Raw genomic sequence first — 16,142 nt, 5'->3', positions numbered from 1 at the left:
ACGCTCTTTTAAAGTCTGTAGGTGCACGCGCGGCGCGCACTGGTTGTGACGTTTCTCAAGTATCTGAAGTTGTCCCTCACCGGACGGGTCGCAGTCATGTCCGTGACGTAAGCAGCGAGGACAACGGCCTGAACGGCTGCAGCCACGCTCCCTCTTCCGGCAGCGAATCAAGGCCGATTCGCGGGAGCGGCTCCCGAAAGACACCAGGAATGTCTTCCAGGTCGACGAACTCCAAGGTATCCGACGCTAGCGCCCAGCTGGCATGTTCGCGAAATCCGAGGACCTGCACGTCGGTGCCGTCCTCGGCGGCGATTCGCTCCAGCGGCAGCCGAAACGCCTGACCATCGGCGGATGCGACCAACAGCGCCCCGAGGCCCTCGGAGCGCCGCAACGCGATGTGCGCCAACATGTCGCCGTCGACGTCGCTGTCGTCGTCGACCTTCGGTTTGGCGAACACGGCGAAGCCGACGTTACGAAGCGCCTCCACCCACGGCCGCACCACATCGGCGCTGCCAGGGGCGATGTTGGTGAACACGGTGGCCTCGGGCTCGACGATCAGGCCCGGATGCTCGGCCGAGACCTCCGCGGTCCGGGCCAGCAGCCAGCGTCCCAGCGCATCGAAGCGCGGCCGGTAGGCGGCGGTGGGTCGGCCGCCCAGGATCGCGCCGAGCCCCATGTCCAGGTTGGGCGCATCCCACACCAGCAGCACCCGCAACAGCGGCACCGCGGCGGCGGGGTTCACCGAATCGTCATCTTTGGGTACGCCCAACAGGTCCGGGTCGGTGTCCTCGGCGGGGGCAACCGCATCCATGTCGGTCATCGTCACGATCGCTCCCACAGCAGTTCGGTCATCGTCACGATCGCTCCCACAGCAGTTCGGTGATCGCGCTGCCGGCGGTATGCGCCTTCGACTCGTACTTGGTGGTGGGCCGCTGCACCGAAATGGGCAGCGCCGCGGCGGCCGAGATGCGGCGCAGGCGCGGTTCGGCGTCACCGACCTCGGCGATCTGTTCGGCGTAGTCGGCGTGATCGGTCGCGGCGTGCAGGATGCCGCCGGGCCGCAACCGGTCGGCGATCAGCGCGACCGTGCTCGGCTGCAGCAACCGACGCTTGTGGTGGCGCGCCTTGGGCCACGGATCGGGGAAGAAGACCCGCACCCCGGTCAGCGAGTCCGGGCCGAACAGGTGCTCGAGCACATCGACGCCGTCCCCGCGGATCAACCTGATGTTGCTGACCTGCGCCCGGTCGATCGCGCTGAGCAGCTGCGCCAGGCCCCGCTTGTAGACCTCGACGGCCACCACGTCGATCTCCGGTTCGGCCTGGGCCATCGCCAACGTCGAGGTGCCGGTCCCGCAGCCGATCTCCAGCACCACCGGCGCGCTGCGGCCGAACCAGGCGGCGGTGTCCAACGGTTCGGGTTCGGCGCCGTCAGCACCCGAGCGGGCGACCCGGCCGAGCTCCGGCCACCGGCGTTCCCACGTGGCGTGCTGGTGGTCGCTCAACGTCGAACGACGGGTGCGAAAGCTGGTCACCCGGCGGTGCTGAGGTGCCGCGGACCGTTCACCCGGGTCGACGGAATGCTCCGCCGAATCGGTTCCAGGTTGCGCGCGCATCCCTATATCGTCTCCCATGCGCGCAAGAGGGCCTGCATCGTGGGACGGATTGATACCCAACAGTTGCCTTGCGCGCTGTGCACAAGGCGCCGGGGAGTGGCTCGCGCAGGGACCCCGCAGATGCCACGATGGCACCCAGAGATGAGCGGACAGGGGCAGCAGATCTTCACCGATGCGCTGGGGCGCTATGCAGCGCAGCGGGCCGATCCCGAGTTGACCGCGCTCGCGGATGCGACGACGGCGCCGCTGCGGATCGAGGTGCGGGGCCGGCGCGGCGTCGGCGTCACCAGCGTGGCCGCCGCGCTGCGCGCCGCCGGTTACCGCGAGTCCGCTGGCGCCGAGGTGCGCCTCTACGTCGTGGCCGAGGTCTGCAAACCCGAGGACCGCCGCGCGCTGGCCGCCGAGCCGGCCGACGTCGTCGTCTTCAACAAGGCCGATCTGGTGGGGCTGGCCCCGGCCGGGCCGATGCAGCGGGCCCGTCGGCAGGCCGCGGCGCTGAGCGCCGCCATCGGCGTCCCGACGCACGCCCTCGTCGCCCCGGTCGCGCTGGCGGCCGCGGACCCGGCGCGCCTCGACGACGAACTGCTCGCGGCGCTGCGCACGCTGGTGACCGCGCCGGCCCCGATGATCTCGGCCGACGCCTTCGTCGCCGCCGCCCACCCGCTGCCGACCGCCACGCGCCGCCGGCTGGTGGCGACGCTCGACCTGTTCGGCATTGCGCACGCCGTGGTGCAGCTGCGGGACCACCCCGAGACCCCCCTGGCGCAGCTGCGCACACTGTTCGCCGCCGCCGGCGGCCTCGATGAGCTGCGCAGCGCGGTCGAACTCGCCGGGGCCGCGGCGCGCTACCGCCGAATGGTGGCGCTGTGCCAGGAACTGGAGCTGCGGGCCATCACGGATGCCTCGACGGCCGAATTCCTCGCCGGCGACGACGTGGTGCTGGGCCGGATGGCCGCCGCGCTCGAGGTGGTGGCTGTCGCCGGGCTGCCGCCGGCGGACGATGCGCCGCTGCCCACGGCCCTGCGCTGGCGCCGGTATGCCGCCGGACCCGTCTCGGGGCTGCACCGCGGCTGCGGACTCGATATCGCCCGCGGTTCGCTGCGGTTGCTCGAGCGCGGGACGCCGCGATGACCGAACCGGACCCCGTGCGGGCCGTGGACCGGATGGTCGCCGCGCTGGCGCCGGAGGTGCGTCCGCCCGCGGTGCGCCGCCGCGACGCGGTGTTGGTGACCGGCCCGTGGCTGGCCGGGACCAGCAGTGTGGCGGCGTTGCTGCGGGAGCGCCGCCCCGATGTGGAGTTCGTCGAGGCCGACGACCTCGGGCCGGGGCAGGTGCCGGTGGCGGTGGTGTTCGTCGCGTCCGCGGCGGCGCCCCTGACCCCGTCGGATTGCGCGGTGCTGGACATGGCCGCCGCGCACACGGACGTGGTGATCTGCGCGCTGTCGAAGATCGACGCCCACCGCAACTGGCGCGAGGTGCTCGACGCCGATCGGGCAACGCTCGCGTCGTTTGCGCCGCGGTATGCGCAGGTGCCGTGGGTGGCCGTGGCCGCGGCACCCGACCTGGGCGGGCCGCGTGACGCGGAGCTGCTGGCGGCGCTGGATTCCGCGCTCGCCGAAGACGCGATCGAGCGTCGAAACCGACTGCGGGCCTGGGAATTCCGTCTCGTGGGTACCGCCCGTCAGTACGACATCGCGGTGGACGGCGCTGGTCGCGAGATCCGGATGAGCGCCCTGCGGGCCGAGCGGGCCGAGGTGCTCGGTGCCGCGCGGGTGACCCGGTCCGAGCGCGCGGTCGCGCTGCGCAGTCAGGTTCAACAGGCTCGCGTGCAGTTGTCGTACTTCGCCCGCAACCGCTGCACCTCGGTGCGCACCGAACTGCAGGAGGACGCCGCGCGGGTGCACCGGCGGGGCCTCCCGGAGTTCTTGGCCTATACCGAGCAGCGGTTGGCCACCGTCGTCAACGAGGTGGACGCCGGGATCACCGAGCACCTGTCCGCGATGGCGGCCGAGTTGGGCGTACCCGCCGATCGCACCGCCGGTGGGATGGCGACGCCGCTGGTGGCCCGGCCCACGGTGGGACCGCCGCCATTGAAGTCGCGTGGTCTCGAGACCCGGCTGATGGTGTTGGTGGGGGCCGGATTCGGGTTGGGGATCGCGTTGACGCTGAGTCGTCTGTTCGCCGACCTCGCACCCGGTCTGACGGCGTTGGGTGCGGTCGGGTGTCTGCTGCTGGGGGTGGCGGTCGCGGTCTGGATGGTCAGCACCCGCGCGCTGCTCCACGACCGTGCGGTGCTGGATCGCTGGCTCGGGGAACGGACCGCGGGTCTGCGGGCGGCCCTGGACCAGACCGTGGCCACCCGGGTGCTGGCCGCCGAGATGTCGATGACGTCGGCGCTGTCGCATCAGGCCGAGGCGGATCAGGCCAGGGTCGCCGAGCGTCTCCGGCGCATCGATGCCGAACTGCGCGCGCACGAGGCGGCCCGCACCCAGGCCAAGGTGCTCCGCGATGCGGCCGGACCGGCCGTGCGCGCGGCGCTGTCGGCCGTGCGTGGGGAGTTGGGCGACCCGGATCCGGCGCCCGAACGCAACGGTAGATCGTTAGCTGAGGGCGCCGTCGACCCGGCAAACGTCATTGCCGAACCAGCCGGCCCGAGCGACTGAACGCGGAGCCGGTCCGGCCATCGACCGCGCTGCCCGCATACCGGCCGGTGCCACACGGGCGTACCGGCGCGATCCGGTCCGATCCGGGCGGTGCGAACGCCATGGATTCCGCGGTGGGGTAGCAGAACCTGGCGAAAGAGCGGACACAGCTGTGTCGCGGGCGGCCGTCGGATCGAAAACGCGATCTGGGTCACATCCGGGTCGGCTGAACCCGCCAGGTTGCGCAGTCTGAATCGTTCCTGTGAGTCATCGGACATGCCCTCGATGGTCCGCGCTTCGGTCACCCACGTTAACCTCGTATTAGTGATGGCTGTCGATACGCGTCGTCCGCCAGGCGAGGGCCTGCGTCCTCGTAGTTGAAATGCGAACAAACCTGAGCAGGAGATTTTCATGACTTCAGCGACTATTCCGGGTCTGGACACCGCACCGACCAAGCATGAGGGTCTGCTCGCGTGGGTTACCGAAGTTGCCGAGCTGACGCAGCCCGATCGAGTGGTGTTTGCTGACGGATCCCAAGAGGAGTACGACCGGCTCTGCGACCACCTCGTGGCGGCGGGTACCTTCCAGCGGCTCAACCCCGAGAAGCAGCCCAACTCCTTCCTCGCGCTGTCGGACCCCTCCGACGTCGCGCGGGTCGAGTCCCGCACGTTCATCTGTTCCGAACGCGAAATCGATGCCGGCCCCACCAACAACTGGATGGACCCGGCCGAGATGCGCGGCATCATGACCGACCTGTACCGCGGCTCGATGCGCGGCCGCACCCTCTACGTCGTCCCGTTCTGCATGGGTCCGCTGGACGCCGAGGATCCCAAGCTGGGTGTCGAGCTCACCGACTCGGAGTACGTCGTCGTCTCGATGCGCACCATGACCCGGATGGGCCAGGCCGCGCTCGACAAGATGGGTACCGACGGATTCTTCGTCAAGGCGCTGCACTCGATCGGCGCTCCGCTGGAGCCCGGTCAGCAAGACGTGCCGTGGCCCTGCAACGACACCAAGTACATCACCCACTTTCCCGAGACCCGCGAAATCTGGAGCTACGGTTCGGGTTACGGCGGCAACGCGTTGCTCGGCAAGAAGTGCTACTCGCTGCGGATCGCCTCGGCGATGGCCCACGACGAGGGCTGGCTGGCCGAGCACATGCTGATCCTCAAGCTGATCTCGCCGGAGAACAAGGCCTACTTCATTGCGGCGGCGTTCCCGTCGGCCTGCGGCAAGACCAACCTCGCGATGCTGCAGCCCACCATCCCGGGCTGGCGCGCCGAGACCGTCGGCGACGACATCGCCTGGATGCGGTTCGGCAAGGACGGTCGGCTGTACGCGGTCAACCCCGAATTCGGTTTCTTCGGCGTCGCGCCCGGCACCAACTGGGATTCCAACCCCAACGCGATGAAGACCATCGCGGGCGGCAACACCGTCTTCACCAACGTCGCCAAGACCGATGACGGCGACGTGTGGTGGGAGGGCCTGGAGGGCGAACCCGATCACCTGATCGACTGGAAGGGCAACGACTGGCACCTGCGGGAGACGGAAACCAAGGCGGCGCACCCGAACTCGCGCTACTGCACCCCGATCTCGCAGTGCCCGACGCTGGCCCCGGAGTGGGACGACCCGCAGGGCGTGCCGATCTCGGCGATCCTGTTCGGCGGCCGCCGCAAGACCACCGTGCCGCTGATCACCCAGGCGCGCGACTGGCAGCACGGCGTGTTCATCGGCGCCACGCTCGGTTCCGAGCAGACCGCCGCCGCCGAGGGCAAGGTCGGCACCGTGCGCCGCGACCCGATGGCGATGCTGCCGTTCCTCGGCTACAACGTCGGCGACTACTTCCAGCACTGGATCAACATCGGCAAGAACGCCGACGAGTCCAAGCTGCCCGCGGTGTTCTTCGTCAACTGGTTCCGCCGCGGCGACGACGGCCGGTTCCTGTGGCCTGGATTCGGCGAGAACAGCCGCGTGCTCAAGTGGGCCATCGAGCGCATCGAGAACAAGGCCGACGGTCAGAGCACCCCGATCGGCATCGTGCCGACCGCCGCCGATCTGGATCTGGAAGGGCTCGACGTCGACGCCGCCGACGTGAACGAGGCGCTGGCGGTCGACGTCGAGGAGTGGCGCGCCGAACTCCCGCAGATCGAGGAGTGGTTCGAGTTCGTCGGCGAGAAGCTGCCCACCGGCGTCAAGGACGAGTTCGAGGCCCTCAAGGAACGCCTGGCCTGATTTTTTTCTGACCGGAACGCCCAATTCCCCACGGGAGTTGGGCGTTTCTGGCTATTGCGGCCGGGTTCTTGATCTACGTCAAGGCGCCGGTGGCCGGAATTCGGTGAAATGGAGATGGGTCGCGGGAAAGCGATCCGGATATCACCGAAGGAGAAGGCAATGATTGCCGTATTGCTCGTCGTACTCGGAATCGCCGCTGCCGCAATGGTATTGCTGAAGCCTCTTCGCGCCAGTGCACATTGCGACACCATGGACGGTCCCGTGGTGCAGGCGGGTCGGCTGGCACTCGAACACGGCAACGTCAACTACGCGGCCTCCTGGGTGCAACCCGACGGGGAGGCGGAATTGCGGGCGGCGTTCGACCACAGCAGGGCAGTTCGCGGACTGAACGACGACGCCCGAGAACTCGCCGACCGCTACTTCCTGGAGAACCTGGTGCGGATCCACCGCGCCGGCGAGGGTGCGGGATTCGACGGGCTGAAGCCGTCGGGTGCCGCGGTTGACGAGAAGGTGCTCGCCGCGGACCGTTGCATCGAGGTCGGCTCGCTCGATCCGTTGGCGGGCCTGGTGCCCGCCGAGCAATGGCCCGAACTGCAGCGCCGCTTCGACAACGCTATCGCGCTCAAGAACTACGACGTCGACGACGTGGCGGCGGGCCGCGCCTACATCGCCGCCTACGTCCGGTTCTTCAAGTTCGTCGAGGGCGAGGACCACGATCACCACCAGCACGGTCACCGGCACGCCGACCTGGTCCACCACTGAGCCATGACCGGAATCCTGGCTGCATCGCTGGCGGCCATCGCCACCGTCGCACTCGCTGCGGCGGTGGCGATGCTGCTGCGCCGCCAGCTGTTCTTCGTCACCCGGGTGGAGTCGTGGTCGATGTGGCCGACGCTGCGACCCGGGCAATGGGTGTTCACCGTCGTGCGGCGCCGAAAGCACCGCATCCGCCGCGGCCACGTGGTGGTGATCGACAGCACCGAACTCAACCGCACGCTGGTCAAGCGGGTGGCGGGGCTGCCGGGGGACCGGCTCGGCGGTACGACCGTTCCCGACGGCCAGGTCTACCTGCTCGGTGACAATCGGGCGTACTCCAACGACAGCCGGCACTGGGACAGGCCGTTCCTGCCGATCGCCGCGATCCGCGGCCGGGTCGTTCGCGGCTTTCCCCGCCGGTCAGCCGGAAAGCGCACCGGAACGCAGCGCCTGCTCATCAAGGATCTCCACGAACCGCCCAGGACCGAGCCGGATGGCTCCGGTGTCCTGCAGCGATGACAGGCGACGGCTCAACGTTTCGGCCGTGGTGCCCAGATAGGAGGCGAGGTCCTTCTTGGTGGACGGCAACTGAAACTGTGCCGACCCGGACTCATGCGCCAACCGCAGCAGCTCTCCGACCAGGCGCTGCTCGACCGAACGCCCGGTCAGCGACGACACCATCTGCTCGGCCTCCGACAGCCGATGAGAGACGGTCTGCAGCATCGTCACCGCGACCGTGGGCCGTTCGGCCAGCACGTCCAGGATGCTGCGCCGGTCGATCGAGCACACCTCGGTGCGGTCGAGGGCCACCGCGAAGTGGTCCACCGGGATGTCGCCGAGCACCGCGGCTTCGCCGAGGAATTCACCGGGCCCCAGGATGCGGATCAGTTGTTCAGTGCCGGATTCGGGCAGCCGGTACACCTTGACCCGTCCGACATGGACGATGTACAGGCCCGGCTGGTCCCCGGGCTGGAACACGTGCTCGCCGCGCTCGTACCGCCGGGTGAACGCCGCCTCGGCCACCCGCTGTCGGTCGTCGACCGAAAGCGTCGCGAACAGTGGCACCAGACTCAGACACCGGAGCCGGTGATCGTGCGAGGCGTCGCCGCGGAGATGCTGCGAGGTGATCGTTGCTCCTCTGCTGGAACCGGACGTACTCGCAGGGTATCCCGGGCCAGCTGCGGCCGACCGCGGATCAGACCCGCTCGTCTTCTCCTTCGAAGGCCCGGGCCCGTTCCTCGGCCTCCTCGCTGCCGGTGAACACGCCCTCGCTGGCCACTCGGGAACTGGGCGGTACGGGCCGGTGGTCAGGCTCCGGGGCGGGTGCCGGTTCGAAGCGCCAGCGCGGCAGGGCCGACTCGCGGCGCTGCAGCCAATTGATCATCGCCTCGCGGACCGCGCACCGCAGCCCCCACAGCGCACTGGAATTCGGCGCACTGACGGTGATCCAGACGCGGACGTGACCGTTGATGGCGCTGGTGACCTCCAGGACGCCGAGGCGCTCGTCCCATAGGTGTTCGTTGGCGGCCAGAATCCGTTTGAGTTCGGCGCGCATTTCCTCGAGCGGGACGGTGAAGTCCACGTCGAGTTCCACGATGCCCATCACCTCGGTGGCGTTGCGCGTCCAGTTCTCGAAGGGGGTGGTGGTGAAGTACGTGCACGGCAGGATGAGGCGGCGCTCGTCCCAGATGGTGACCACCACGTAGGTCAGGGTGATCTCCTCGATCCGGCCCCATTCCTTCTCGATGACGACGACGTCGCCGACCTTGATCGCGTCGGTGAAGGCGATCTGCAGCCCGGCGAAGACCGCGCCCAGCGAGGTTTGGGCGGCCAGACCGGCCACCACCGACAACACACCGGCGGAGGCGAACAGCGTGGTGCCGATATCGGCGAAGGCCGGGAACGTCATCAGTGCGGCGGCGATGCCCAGCAGGACCACGATGGCCACGGCCAGCCGGCGCAGCACCGTCAACTGGGTCTGCACCTTGCGGCGGTGCACGTCGGCGTCGGTGAGGCCGGTGGCGCCGCCGGCGAAGCGGGCGATCATCCGTCGCTCGGCGAGCCGCACGAGGTTGGCGATCAGCCAGGTCACAGCGGCGATCATCAGGACCCGCAGGGTGTGGTCGGCCGCGCTGCGCCAGGACGCGTCGGGATCGGAGGTCCGGCCCAGTGCGATGGTCGCAGCGATCAGCATGAACAGGGTGCGCACCGGCATCCGGGTCAGCACCTCGATGGCGCGGACCACCGCGCTGCGCCGGCCGATGCGCTGCACTACCCAGGACAGCGCGACGCCGAGAAAGTAGGTGGCGACCACGGCCCCGGCCACCCAGGCCAGTGTGAAGGCGAGATCTGTGGCGGACTCGATTGTGGACTCCTCAGGCATGACTGCTTTCGGGTTGGTTTGGCGGGGTTCGCGCGGAGCGCGGGGGTTGCTTACCCACTTGTGCGCCGATGAATCTAGAGCATCCGAAAAACCGACCCTCTTGACACCCGTCAACTGGTCCGCATCGTAGAGTCACCCCATGCAGATCCGTGAGCATGTCGGCGCCGACAAACCTGCCATTGTGATGTATCCCTCCGGGACCGTTCTGAGCTTCGCCGAGCTCGAGGCCCGGGCCAATCGGCTCGCGCATTTCTTCCGGGCCAACGGCCTCAAGGAGGGCGACTCCGTCGCGATCCTGATGGAGAACAACCAGCACATGCATGCCGTCATGTGGGGTGCGCGGCGCAGCGGTTTGTACTACGTGCCGATCAACACGCACCTGACCGCCGCCGAGGCGGCCTACATCGTCGACAACTGCGGCGCATCGGCGATCATCGGCTCGGCCGCGCTGCGGGACACGCTCGCGGGCCTGAGCGCCGAACTGCCGAACGGGTTGCCCGAGGTGCTGCTGATCGCCGACGGCGACCTGGACGGCTGGCAGCGTTACCCCGAGGCCGTCGCCGACCTGCCGGACACCCCGATCGACGACGAGATCGAGGGCGATCTGCTGCAGTACTCATCGGGCACCACCGGCCGGCCCAAGGGCATCAAGCGACCCCTGCCGCACGTGCCCCCGTCCGAGGAGCCCGGCATGATGGCCGGGTTGATCGGCTTCTGGATGACCCCGGACGCGGTGTACCTGAGTCCGGCCCCGCTCTATCACACCGCGCCGTCGGTGTGGTCCATGCAGATCCAGGCCGCCAGTATCACCACCGTGGTGATGGAGAAGTTCGACGCCGAGGGCTGCCTCGACGCGATCCAGAAGTACCGGGTCACCCACGGTCAGTTCGTACCCGCGATGTTCACCCGCATGCTGAAACTGCCTGAGGACGTGCGCAATTCGTATGACGTGTCGTCGTTACAGCGGGTCATGCACGCGGCCGCGCCGTGCCCGGTGGACATCAAGAAGCAGATGATCGACTGGTGGGGCCCGATCGTCGACGAGTACTACGCCTCGTCCGAGGCCATCGGGGCCACGCTGATCACGGCCGAAGAGTGGCTCCAGCACCCGGGTTCGGTGGGCAAGCCGATGCTGGCCGCGGTGCACATCCTCGACGAGGACGGCAACGAGTTGCCGCCGGGGCAGGCCGGCGAGGTGTACTTCGAGGGCGGCTTCGACTTCGAGTACCTCAACGACGCCGAGAAGACCGCCGCCTCGCGGGACTCCCACGGCTGGAAAACGGTGGGCGACATCGGCTATGTCGACGAGGACGGCTACCTGTATCTGACCGACCGCCGCCACCACATGATCATCTCCGGCGGGGTCAACATCTACCCGCAGGAGGCCGAGAATATGCTCGTCACCCACCCGAAGGTGATGGACGCCGCGGTGTTCGGCATCCCGCACCCCGACATGGGCGAGGCCGTCAAGGCCGTGGTGCAAACCGTCGACCCGGCCGACGCCACCGCGGAGTTCGGCGAGGAACTGCTGGGATGGCTGCGGGACCGGCTGGCGCACTACAAGTGTCCGCGCACCATTTCCTTCGAGGCCCAGTTGCCGCGCACCGACACCGGCAAGCTTTACAAGCAGAGCCTGATCGAGAAGTACGGGTCCTAGTGCGCGTCGTCGACCTGGCGGAACCGCCCGCGCCGACGCCGCCAGGACCGCCGGACGTGCTGATCGCCGTCGGCGACCCCGCCGCCGCCGATGCCGAATTCTGGTTGACACGGGCGACTTTCGCGCTCACCGAGGCGGTGGTCGAGGATCGGCGGATCGTGACCGTGCCGTCGGTGCCGGACGCGCTGGCCGAGTTGTCACAACGCGTCGCGACGTGGCCGCAGGCCGCCGCGGTCTGCGACGACGTGCTGCGTGCCCTGGACGTGGACGCGCCGGCGTTTCCCGGCGTGATCACCGAATCGCTGGCGTATTCGACGCTGCAGTCGGGCCCGGAGTTCGCCCGGTGGCTCGCCGAACGCGGACCGGCGACGGTGCCCGCGCTGCCCGACCCGGTGGTCGCGCACCGCGACGGCGCCACGCTACACATCCGGTTCAACCGCCCGCAGCGGCACAACGCGTTCAGCACCGACGCCCGCGCCGCCTTGCTGGAGGCGCTGGAGGTGGCGCTGCTCGACACCGACATCGACGCGGTGGTGCTGGGCGGCAACGGCCGATCATTCTGCAGCGGAGGGGATCTGGCCGAGTTCGGTAGCTTCGAGAATCCGTCCTCGGCGCATCTGGCCCGCACCCGGTACAGCCCGGCGCTGGCGCTGGACGCGGTGACCCGCCGCCTCGGACGGGCCTGCCGTGCCGAGGTGCACGGCCAGGTGCTGGGCAGCGGGCTAGAGATGGCCGCCTTCTGCGGTGAAGTGGTGTGCGCCCCCGACGCGGTGCTGGGGCTGCCGGAGCTGGCGCTGGGGTTGATCCCGGGCGCGGGCGGCACCGTGAGCATCACCCGTCGCATCGGGCGGTGGCGCACGGCCTATCTGGTGCTCTCCGGCGCGACGATCGACCCGTCGACCGCGCTGCGGTGGGGCCTCGTCGACGCCATCGAGTGATTTCGGTGCGCCTGGGGGCGCTACGCGCCTCCCAGCGCACCGAAATCGCCGGAAACGGAACCAAAACGGCGCGGCTGCCGTCAAAAGTAGGCATGGAAGACCACCTACTTCGAAGCCATGACGGTGTCATCACGTTGGCCCAAGCCCGGGAGGCAGGGTTGAGCAAGGACGCGGTGCGGCGCCGCGTGCAGTCGGGGAGATGGCGCCGCGTTGCGCGCGGCGTGTACTTCGCCGACGATCGGCCCTTCACCGCTGCGGCACGAATCCGGGCCGCGGTGTGGGGCCACGGCGCCGATGCGGTGGCCAGCGGGGCGGCCGCCGCCTGGTGGCACGATCTGAGCACATCGGTACCCGACGTCGTCGACGTCACCCTGCCCAGGACCGCCCACAGCAGAAAGCATCCCGGCACCCGCATCCGTCGACGTGACCTGTGCGCCAAGGACATTGTCGAACGCCGGGGACTGCGCGTGACCTCGCTGCCACTGACGGCGGTGGAGAACTCGGCACGCGTGCTCGACCGCGCGCTGCAAGGTCAAGCGGAACTGGAGCAGCTCTGGCGCACGCACGTGCGGAACAAGGGTCGCTACGGCGCGCCGCGGGCGCGGATCAACTTGCTCGCGGCCGACGACGGAAGTCGGTCAAAGGCCGAACGGATCGTGGTGCGGCTACTGCAGAACGCCGCGATCACCGGATGGGCGGCCAACTTTCCGGTGGGGCCGTTCTTCGTTGACTTCGCATTCCCCGAACCCAAGGTGGCCATCGAGATCGACGGCTTCGCCTTCCACAGCGGTGTCGAGGAGTTCGTGGCGGATCGGAGTCGGCAGAACTTCCTGGTGTTACGCGGGTGGCAGGTGCTGCGATTCACCTGGTGGGATCTGATCGAACGGCCCGAGCGCGTGATCGCCGAGATTCGCCGGGCCATTTCGGTGCGCTGAGACGCGCTGAGCGCCCCCAGGCGCACCGAAATCACTGAGAGCGGCGCAACGTCACCCGGTAGGTGTACTGCTCGGGCAGGAAGTGGCTGACGGACAGTTCGACGGGGTTGCCGGTGGAGTCCGAATACAGCCGATCCACCCGCAACATCGGATGCCCCAGTTCGCAGCCCACCGCGGCGGCCACCTCGGCATCGGCGGCCGCGACCGTGATCGACTGCGCCGCCTCGGTAATCGGGTAGCGCAGCTGCGGTTCCAGCAGACCGATGATGGTGTGCGGGCTCACCGCGCCCGTGGCGAGCTCCGGTGCGTCGAGCACCGCGGCCGCGACGTCCTCGACCAGGTGCACCCGGGTCAGGACGAATGGGATCCCGCCGTGCAGTCGCCGGAACACGACGGTGTAGACGACGTCGTCGTCGAGGCGCAGCCGGCTGGCCGCATCGACGTCGACGCGGCGCGCCAATCCGCGCAGCACCTCCATCGTGGTGTCCTCGGACAGGCTCATCAGGTCTTCGATCGAGCCGAGTTGGCGCAGATACCGCACGGCGGACTCGTCGGCGTAGGTGCCGCGGCCCGGGACCCGGTACACCACGCCCTCGGCGACCAGATCCTGGAACGCCCGCCGCACGGTCTGCCGGCTGACGCCGTGGCGCTCCACCAGTTCCGACTCGGTGGGCAGGCGCGCGCCGTCCCGGTACCGGCCGGCCGCGATCTCATCGCGCAGCTGCCGACTCAGGACCTGGTAGGCGGGCGCTGGACGCACGGCTATAGCCCTCCGCGTGAGACCAACTGTGCGGCGATGACGTTGCGTTGGATTTCGTTGGTGCCTTCGCCGACGATCATCAGGGGGGCGTCGCGTAGGTAGCGTTCGACGTCGTATTCGGTGGAGTAGCCGTAGCCGCCGTGGATGCGTACGGCGTTCAGGGCGATTTCCATGGCGGTTTCGGAGGCGAAGAGTTTGGCCATGCCGGCTTCCATGTCGCAGCGGGCGCCGCTGTCGTAGCGGGTGGCGGCGTGGTGGGTGAGTTGGCGGGCGGCGGTGAGTTTGGTGGCCATGTCGGCGAGGTAGTTGCCGACCGATTGGTGTTTCCAGATGGGTTGGCCGAAGCTTTCGCGGTGTTGGGCATAGGCCAGGGCGTCTTCGAGGGCGGCGGTGGCCACCCCGAGGGCGCGGGCGGCGACCTGGATGCGTCCGGTTTCCAGCCCTTTCATCATTTGGGCGAAGCCGTGGCCGGGGGTGGCGCCGAGGATCGCGGTGGCCGGGATGCGGTAGTTGTCGAAGGCCAGCTCGCAGGACTCGACGCCTTTGTAGCCGAGTTTGGGTAGATCGCGGGAGACGGTGAGGCCGTCGCCGTGTTCGGCCAGCACGATCGAGATCCCTTTGTGTTTGGGAACTGCGGTGGGGTCGGTTTTGCACAGCAGGGCGATCAGGCCGGAGCGGCGGGCGTTGGAGATCCAGGTTTTGGCGCCGGTGATGACCAGGTCGTCGCCGTCGGTGCGGGCGGTGGTGGTCATGGCTTGTAGGTCGGAGCCGCCGCCGGGTTCGGTCAGGGCCATGGTGGCGCGTAGTTCGCCGGTGGCCATCGCGGGTAGGTAGCGCTGTTTTTGGTCGTCGGTGCCGAACAGGGTCAGCAGTTTGGCGACCACGGTGTGCCCGCCCATGGCGCCGGCCAGGCTCATCCAGCCGCGCGCGAGTTCCTGGGTGACCTCGACGTAGCAGGGCATCGAGACCGGGGTGCCGCCGTATTGCTCGGGTATGGCCAGGCCGTAGATGCCGAGGTGTTTCATCTGCTCGATCCACGCCTCGGGATATTGATTGGCGTGCTCGACCTCACGCACGGTGGGCTTGACCTCACGGTCGATGAACGCCCGCACCGTCTGCACCAGCATCTGTTCTTCGTCGTTCACGTCATCCATCCGGTCGGCTCGTAAATGTACGGCCATATTGACACACCGGGACCTCTACTGCCAGCATGTGAACCTGTGACTTTGTCCGGCCATATTGAGGGCGGCCCCTTCTTCGACGATCTGACCGTGGGCCAGGTGTTCGACTGGGCCCCGTCGATGACGCTGACCTCGGGGGCCGCGGCCACCCATCAGGCCATCATCGGTGACCGGATGCGACTGCCCCTGGATGCCGGGCTGAGCCACGCCGTGACGGGCGCCGGCGCCGCGCTGGCGCACCCCGCCCTGGTCTGTGACGTGGCGATCGGCCAGACCACCCTGGTCACCCAGCGGGTCAAGGCCAACCTTTTCTACCGCGGCCTGCGCTTCCACCGCTTCCCGGTGATCGGGGACTCGCTGTACACCCGCACCGAAGTGGTTGGGCTCAAGCAGAATTCGACCAAGCCCGGCCGCGCCCCGACCGGGCTGGCGGCGCTGCGCATGATCACCATCGACCACGCCGACCGCCTGGTGCTCGATTTTCACCGCTGCGCGATGCTCCCGGTGCGCCCGGCGGCGGGGGAGACCGGCCACAACGACGATCTGTCGACGATCGGCGCCGACCAGGCCCCGGTGCCCGATCCGACCGCATCCTGGAATGCCGCCGAGTTCCGCCGGCGGGTACCCGGTGCGCATTTCGACCCCGAACTGGCGGGCGTGGTTCTGCGCAGCACCGGCGACGTCGTCAGCAGCGCGCCCGAATTGGCCCGGCTGAGCCTCAACATTGCGGCCACGCACCACGATTCGCGGGTGGGCGGCCAGCGCCTGGTGTACGGCGGCCACACCATCGGGTTGGCGTTGGCGCAGGCCAGCCGGCTGTTGCCGAATCTGGTGACCGTGCTGGGCTGGCAGTCGTGCGACCACACCGGTCCGGTGTACGAGGGCGACACCCTGCACAGCGAACTGCATATCGAGGCCGCCGAACCCAACGACCGCGGTGGGGTACTGATGCTGCGGTCGCTGGTCTACGCGGCGGGCGAATCCGACCGCCAGGTACTGGACTGGCGGTTCACCGCGTTGATGTTCTGAGGACGCGGGACAATGG

The 16,142-nt window shown here is 68.8% G+C and carries 15 protein-coding genes; 9 read left to right on the top strand and 6 right to left on the bottom strand.

Annotated elements, in window-relative coordinates:
• Positions 1–94: 94 nt before the first annotated feature.
• Positions 95–811 carry an NYN domain-containing protein gene (locus tag RCP80_RS21900; protein ID WP_373693551.1) on the bottom strand — a complete coding sequence of 239 codons (717 nt, stop codon included), beginning with the start codon at positions 809–811 and terminating at the stop codon, positions 95–97.
• Between the two features lie 43 nt (positions 812–854).
• Positions 855–1,631 (bottom strand): tRNA (guanosine(46)-N7)-methyltransferase TrmB, encoded by a 777-nt coding sequence (gene trmB / locus RCP80_RS21895; protein WP_373693391.1) that lies wholly within the window; start codon positions 1,629–1,631, stop codon positions 855–857.
• Between the two features lie 123 nt (positions 1,632–1,754).
• On the opposite strand from trmB, the gene RCP80_RS21890 reads away from it, so the two are divergent.
• The 5 genes from RCP80_RS21890 (at position 1,755) to RCP80_RS21870 (ending at position 7,762) form a co-directional block, all read left to right on the top strand.
• Positions 1,755–2,744, top strand: coding sequence for a hypothetical protein (locus RCP80_RS21890; protein ID WP_308479674.1), 990 nt, complete (start codon positions 1,755–1,757; stop codon positions 2,742–2,744).
• The gene (locus RCP80_RS21885) at positions 2,741–4,276 is read left to right on the top strand and encodes a hypothetical protein (RefSeq protein ID WP_308479673.1); all 1,536 of its coding nucleotides are present in this window, start codon (positions 2,741–2,743) and stop codon (positions 4,274–4,276) included. Before RCP80_RS21890 ends, RCP80_RS21885 begins: the two co-directional genes overlap by 4 nt.
• 390 nt (positions 4,277–4,666) lie before the next feature.
• Complete coding sequence (locus RCP80_RS21880; protein ID WP_308479672.1) at positions 4,667–6,487, top strand: phosphoenolpyruvate carboxykinase (GTP); 1,821 nt, start codon at positions 4,667–4,669, stop codon at positions 6,485–6,487.
• A gap of 159 nt (positions 6,488–6,646) precedes the next feature.
• Positions 6,647–7,249 carry a DUF6448 family protein gene (locus RCP80_RS21875; protein ID WP_308479671.1) on the top strand — a complete coding sequence of 201 codons (603 nt, stop codon included), beginning with the start codon at positions 6,647–6,649 and terminating at the stop codon, positions 7,247–7,249.
• Positions 7,250–7,252: 3 nt separating this feature from the next.
• Positions 7,253–7,762 carry a S26 family signal peptidase gene (locus RCP80_RS21870; RefSeq protein WP_308479670.1) on the top strand — a complete coding sequence of 170 codons (510 nt, stop codon included), beginning with the start codon at positions 7,253–7,255 and terminating at the stop codon, positions 7,760–7,762.
• On the opposite strand, the gene RCP80_RS21865 is transcribed toward RCP80_RS21870, so the two are convergent.
• A complete protein-coding gene (locus RCP80_RS21865) occupies positions 7,664–8,308 on the bottom strand; it encodes a Crp/Fnr family transcriptional regulator (RefSeq protein WP_308479669.1) in 645 nt (214 codons plus the stop codon). The genes RCP80_RS21870 and RCP80_RS21865 overlap by 99 nt on opposite strands.
• A 130-nt stretch (positions 8,309–8,438) precedes the next feature.
• Positions 8,439–9,626: a mechanosensitive ion channel family protein gene (locus tag RCP80_RS21860; protein WP_308479668.1), complete on the bottom strand. Its 1,188-nt coding sequence runs from the start codon at positions 9,624–9,626 to the stop codon at positions 8,439–8,441.
• A 139-nt stretch (positions 9,627–9,765) separates the two neighbouring features.
• Here RCP80_RS21860 and fadD4 point away from each other — a divergent pair, with 139 nt between their 5' ends.
• From fadD4 to RCP80_RS21845, 3 genes are all read left to right on the top strand, one after another.
• Positions 9,766–11,283, top strand: coding sequence for a fatty-acid--CoA ligase FadD4 (gene fadD4 / locus RCP80_RS21855; protein ID WP_308479667.1), 1,518 nt, complete (start codon positions 9,766–9,768; stop codon positions 11,281–11,283).
• The gene (locus tag RCP80_RS21850) at positions 11,283–12,221 is read left to right on the top strand and encodes an enoyl-CoA hydratase/isomerase family protein (RefSeq protein WP_373693390.1); all 939 of its coding nucleotides are present in this window, start codon (positions 11,283–11,285) and stop codon (positions 12,219–12,221) included. Before fadD4 ends, RCP80_RS21850 begins: the two co-directional genes overlap by 1 nt.
• Before the next feature lie 92 nt (positions 12,222–12,313).
• Positions 12,314–13,156, top strand: coding sequence for a type IV toxin-antitoxin system AbiEi family antitoxin domain-containing protein (locus tag RCP80_RS21845; RefSeq protein WP_308479666.1), 843 nt, complete (start codon positions 12,314–12,316; stop codon positions 13,154–13,156).
• Positions 13,157–13,187: 31 nt separating this feature from the next.
• Here RCP80_RS21845 and RCP80_RS21840 read toward each other — a convergent pair whose 3' ends face one another.
• Together RCP80_RS21840 and RCP80_RS21835 are read right to left on the bottom strand one after the other, a co-directional pair.
• Positions 13,188–13,916 carry a GntR family transcriptional regulator gene (locus tag RCP80_RS21840; protein ID WP_308479665.1) on the bottom strand — a complete coding sequence of 243 codons (729 nt, stop codon included), beginning with the start codon at positions 13,914–13,916 and terminating at the stop codon, positions 13,188–13,190.
• A 2-nt stretch (positions 13,917–13,918) separates the two neighbouring features.
• On the bottom strand, positions 13,919–15,070 hold the full coding sequence (locus RCP80_RS21835) for an acyl-CoA dehydrogenase family protein (RefSeq protein WP_308479664.1): 1,152 nt from the start codon (positions 15,068–15,070) through the stop codon (positions 13,919–13,921).
• 147 nt (positions 15,071–15,217) lie between these two features.
• Here RCP80_RS21835 and RCP80_RS21830 point away from each other — a divergent pair, with 147 nt between their 5' ends.
• Positions 15,218–16,126: a hotdog family protein gene (locus RCP80_RS21830; RefSeq protein ID WP_308482973.1), complete on the top strand. Its 909-nt coding sequence runs from the start codon at positions 15,218–15,220 to the stop codon at positions 16,124–16,126.
• Positions 16,127–16,142: the final 16 nt, after the last annotated feature.

Origin of the sequence: Mycolicibacterium sp. MU0053 (genome assembly GCF_963378095.1) — a bacterium.
GTDB lineage: Bacteria > Actinomycetota > Actinomycetes > Mycobacteriales > Mycobacteriaceae > Mycobacterium > Mycobacterium burgundiense.
The sequence above is the reverse complement of the archived record's forward strand: the minus strand, read 5'-3'. Positions and strand labels throughout refer to the sequence as shown.

Coding starts and splice junctions, on each gene's coding strand:
- RCP80_RS21900 (WP_373693551.1), bottom strand. CDS start 811: ATGGATGCGGTTGCCCCCGCCGAGGACACCGACCCGGACCTGTTGGGC.
- RCP80_RS21830 (WP_308482973.1), top strand. CDS start 15,218: ATGACGCTGACCTCGGGGGCCGCGGCCACCCATCAGGCCATCATCGGT.
- RCP80_RS21845 (WP_308479666.1), top strand. CDS start 12,314: ATGGAAGACCACCTACTTCGAAGCCATGACGGTGTCATCACGTTGGCC.
- fadD4 (WP_308479667.1), top strand. CDS start 9,766: ATGCAGATCCGTGAGCATGTCGGCGCCGACAAACCTGCCATTGTGATG.
- RCP80_RS21885 (WP_308479673.1), top strand. CDS start 2,741: ATGACCGAACCGGACCCCGTGCGGGCCGTGGACCGGATGGTCGCCGCG.
- RCP80_RS21835 (WP_308479664.1), bottom strand. CDS start 15,070: ATGGATGACGTGAACGACGAAGAACAGATGCTGGTGCAGACGGTGCGG.
- RCP80_RS21880 (WP_308479672.1), top strand. CDS start 4,667: ATGACTTCAGCGACTATTCCGGGTCTGGACACCGCACCGACCAAGCAT.
- trmB (WP_373693391.1), bottom strand. CDS start 1,631: ATGGGAGACGATATAGGGATGCGCGCGCAACCTGGAACCGATTCGGCG.
- RCP80_RS21870 (WP_308479670.1), top strand. CDS start 7,253: ATGACCGGAATCCTGGCTGCATCGCTGGCGGCCATCGCCACCGTCGCA.
- RCP80_RS21860 (WP_308479668.1), bottom strand. CDS start 9,626: ATGCCTGAGGAGTCCACAATCGAGTCCGCCACAGATCTCGCCTTCACA.
- RCP80_RS21890 (WP_308479674.1), top strand. CDS start 1,755: ATGAGCGGACAGGGGCAGCAGATCTTCACCGATGCGCTGGGGCGCTAT.
- RCP80_RS21875 (WP_308479671.1), top strand. CDS start 6,647: ATGATTGCCGTATTGCTCGTCGTACTCGGAATCGCCGCTGCCGCAATG.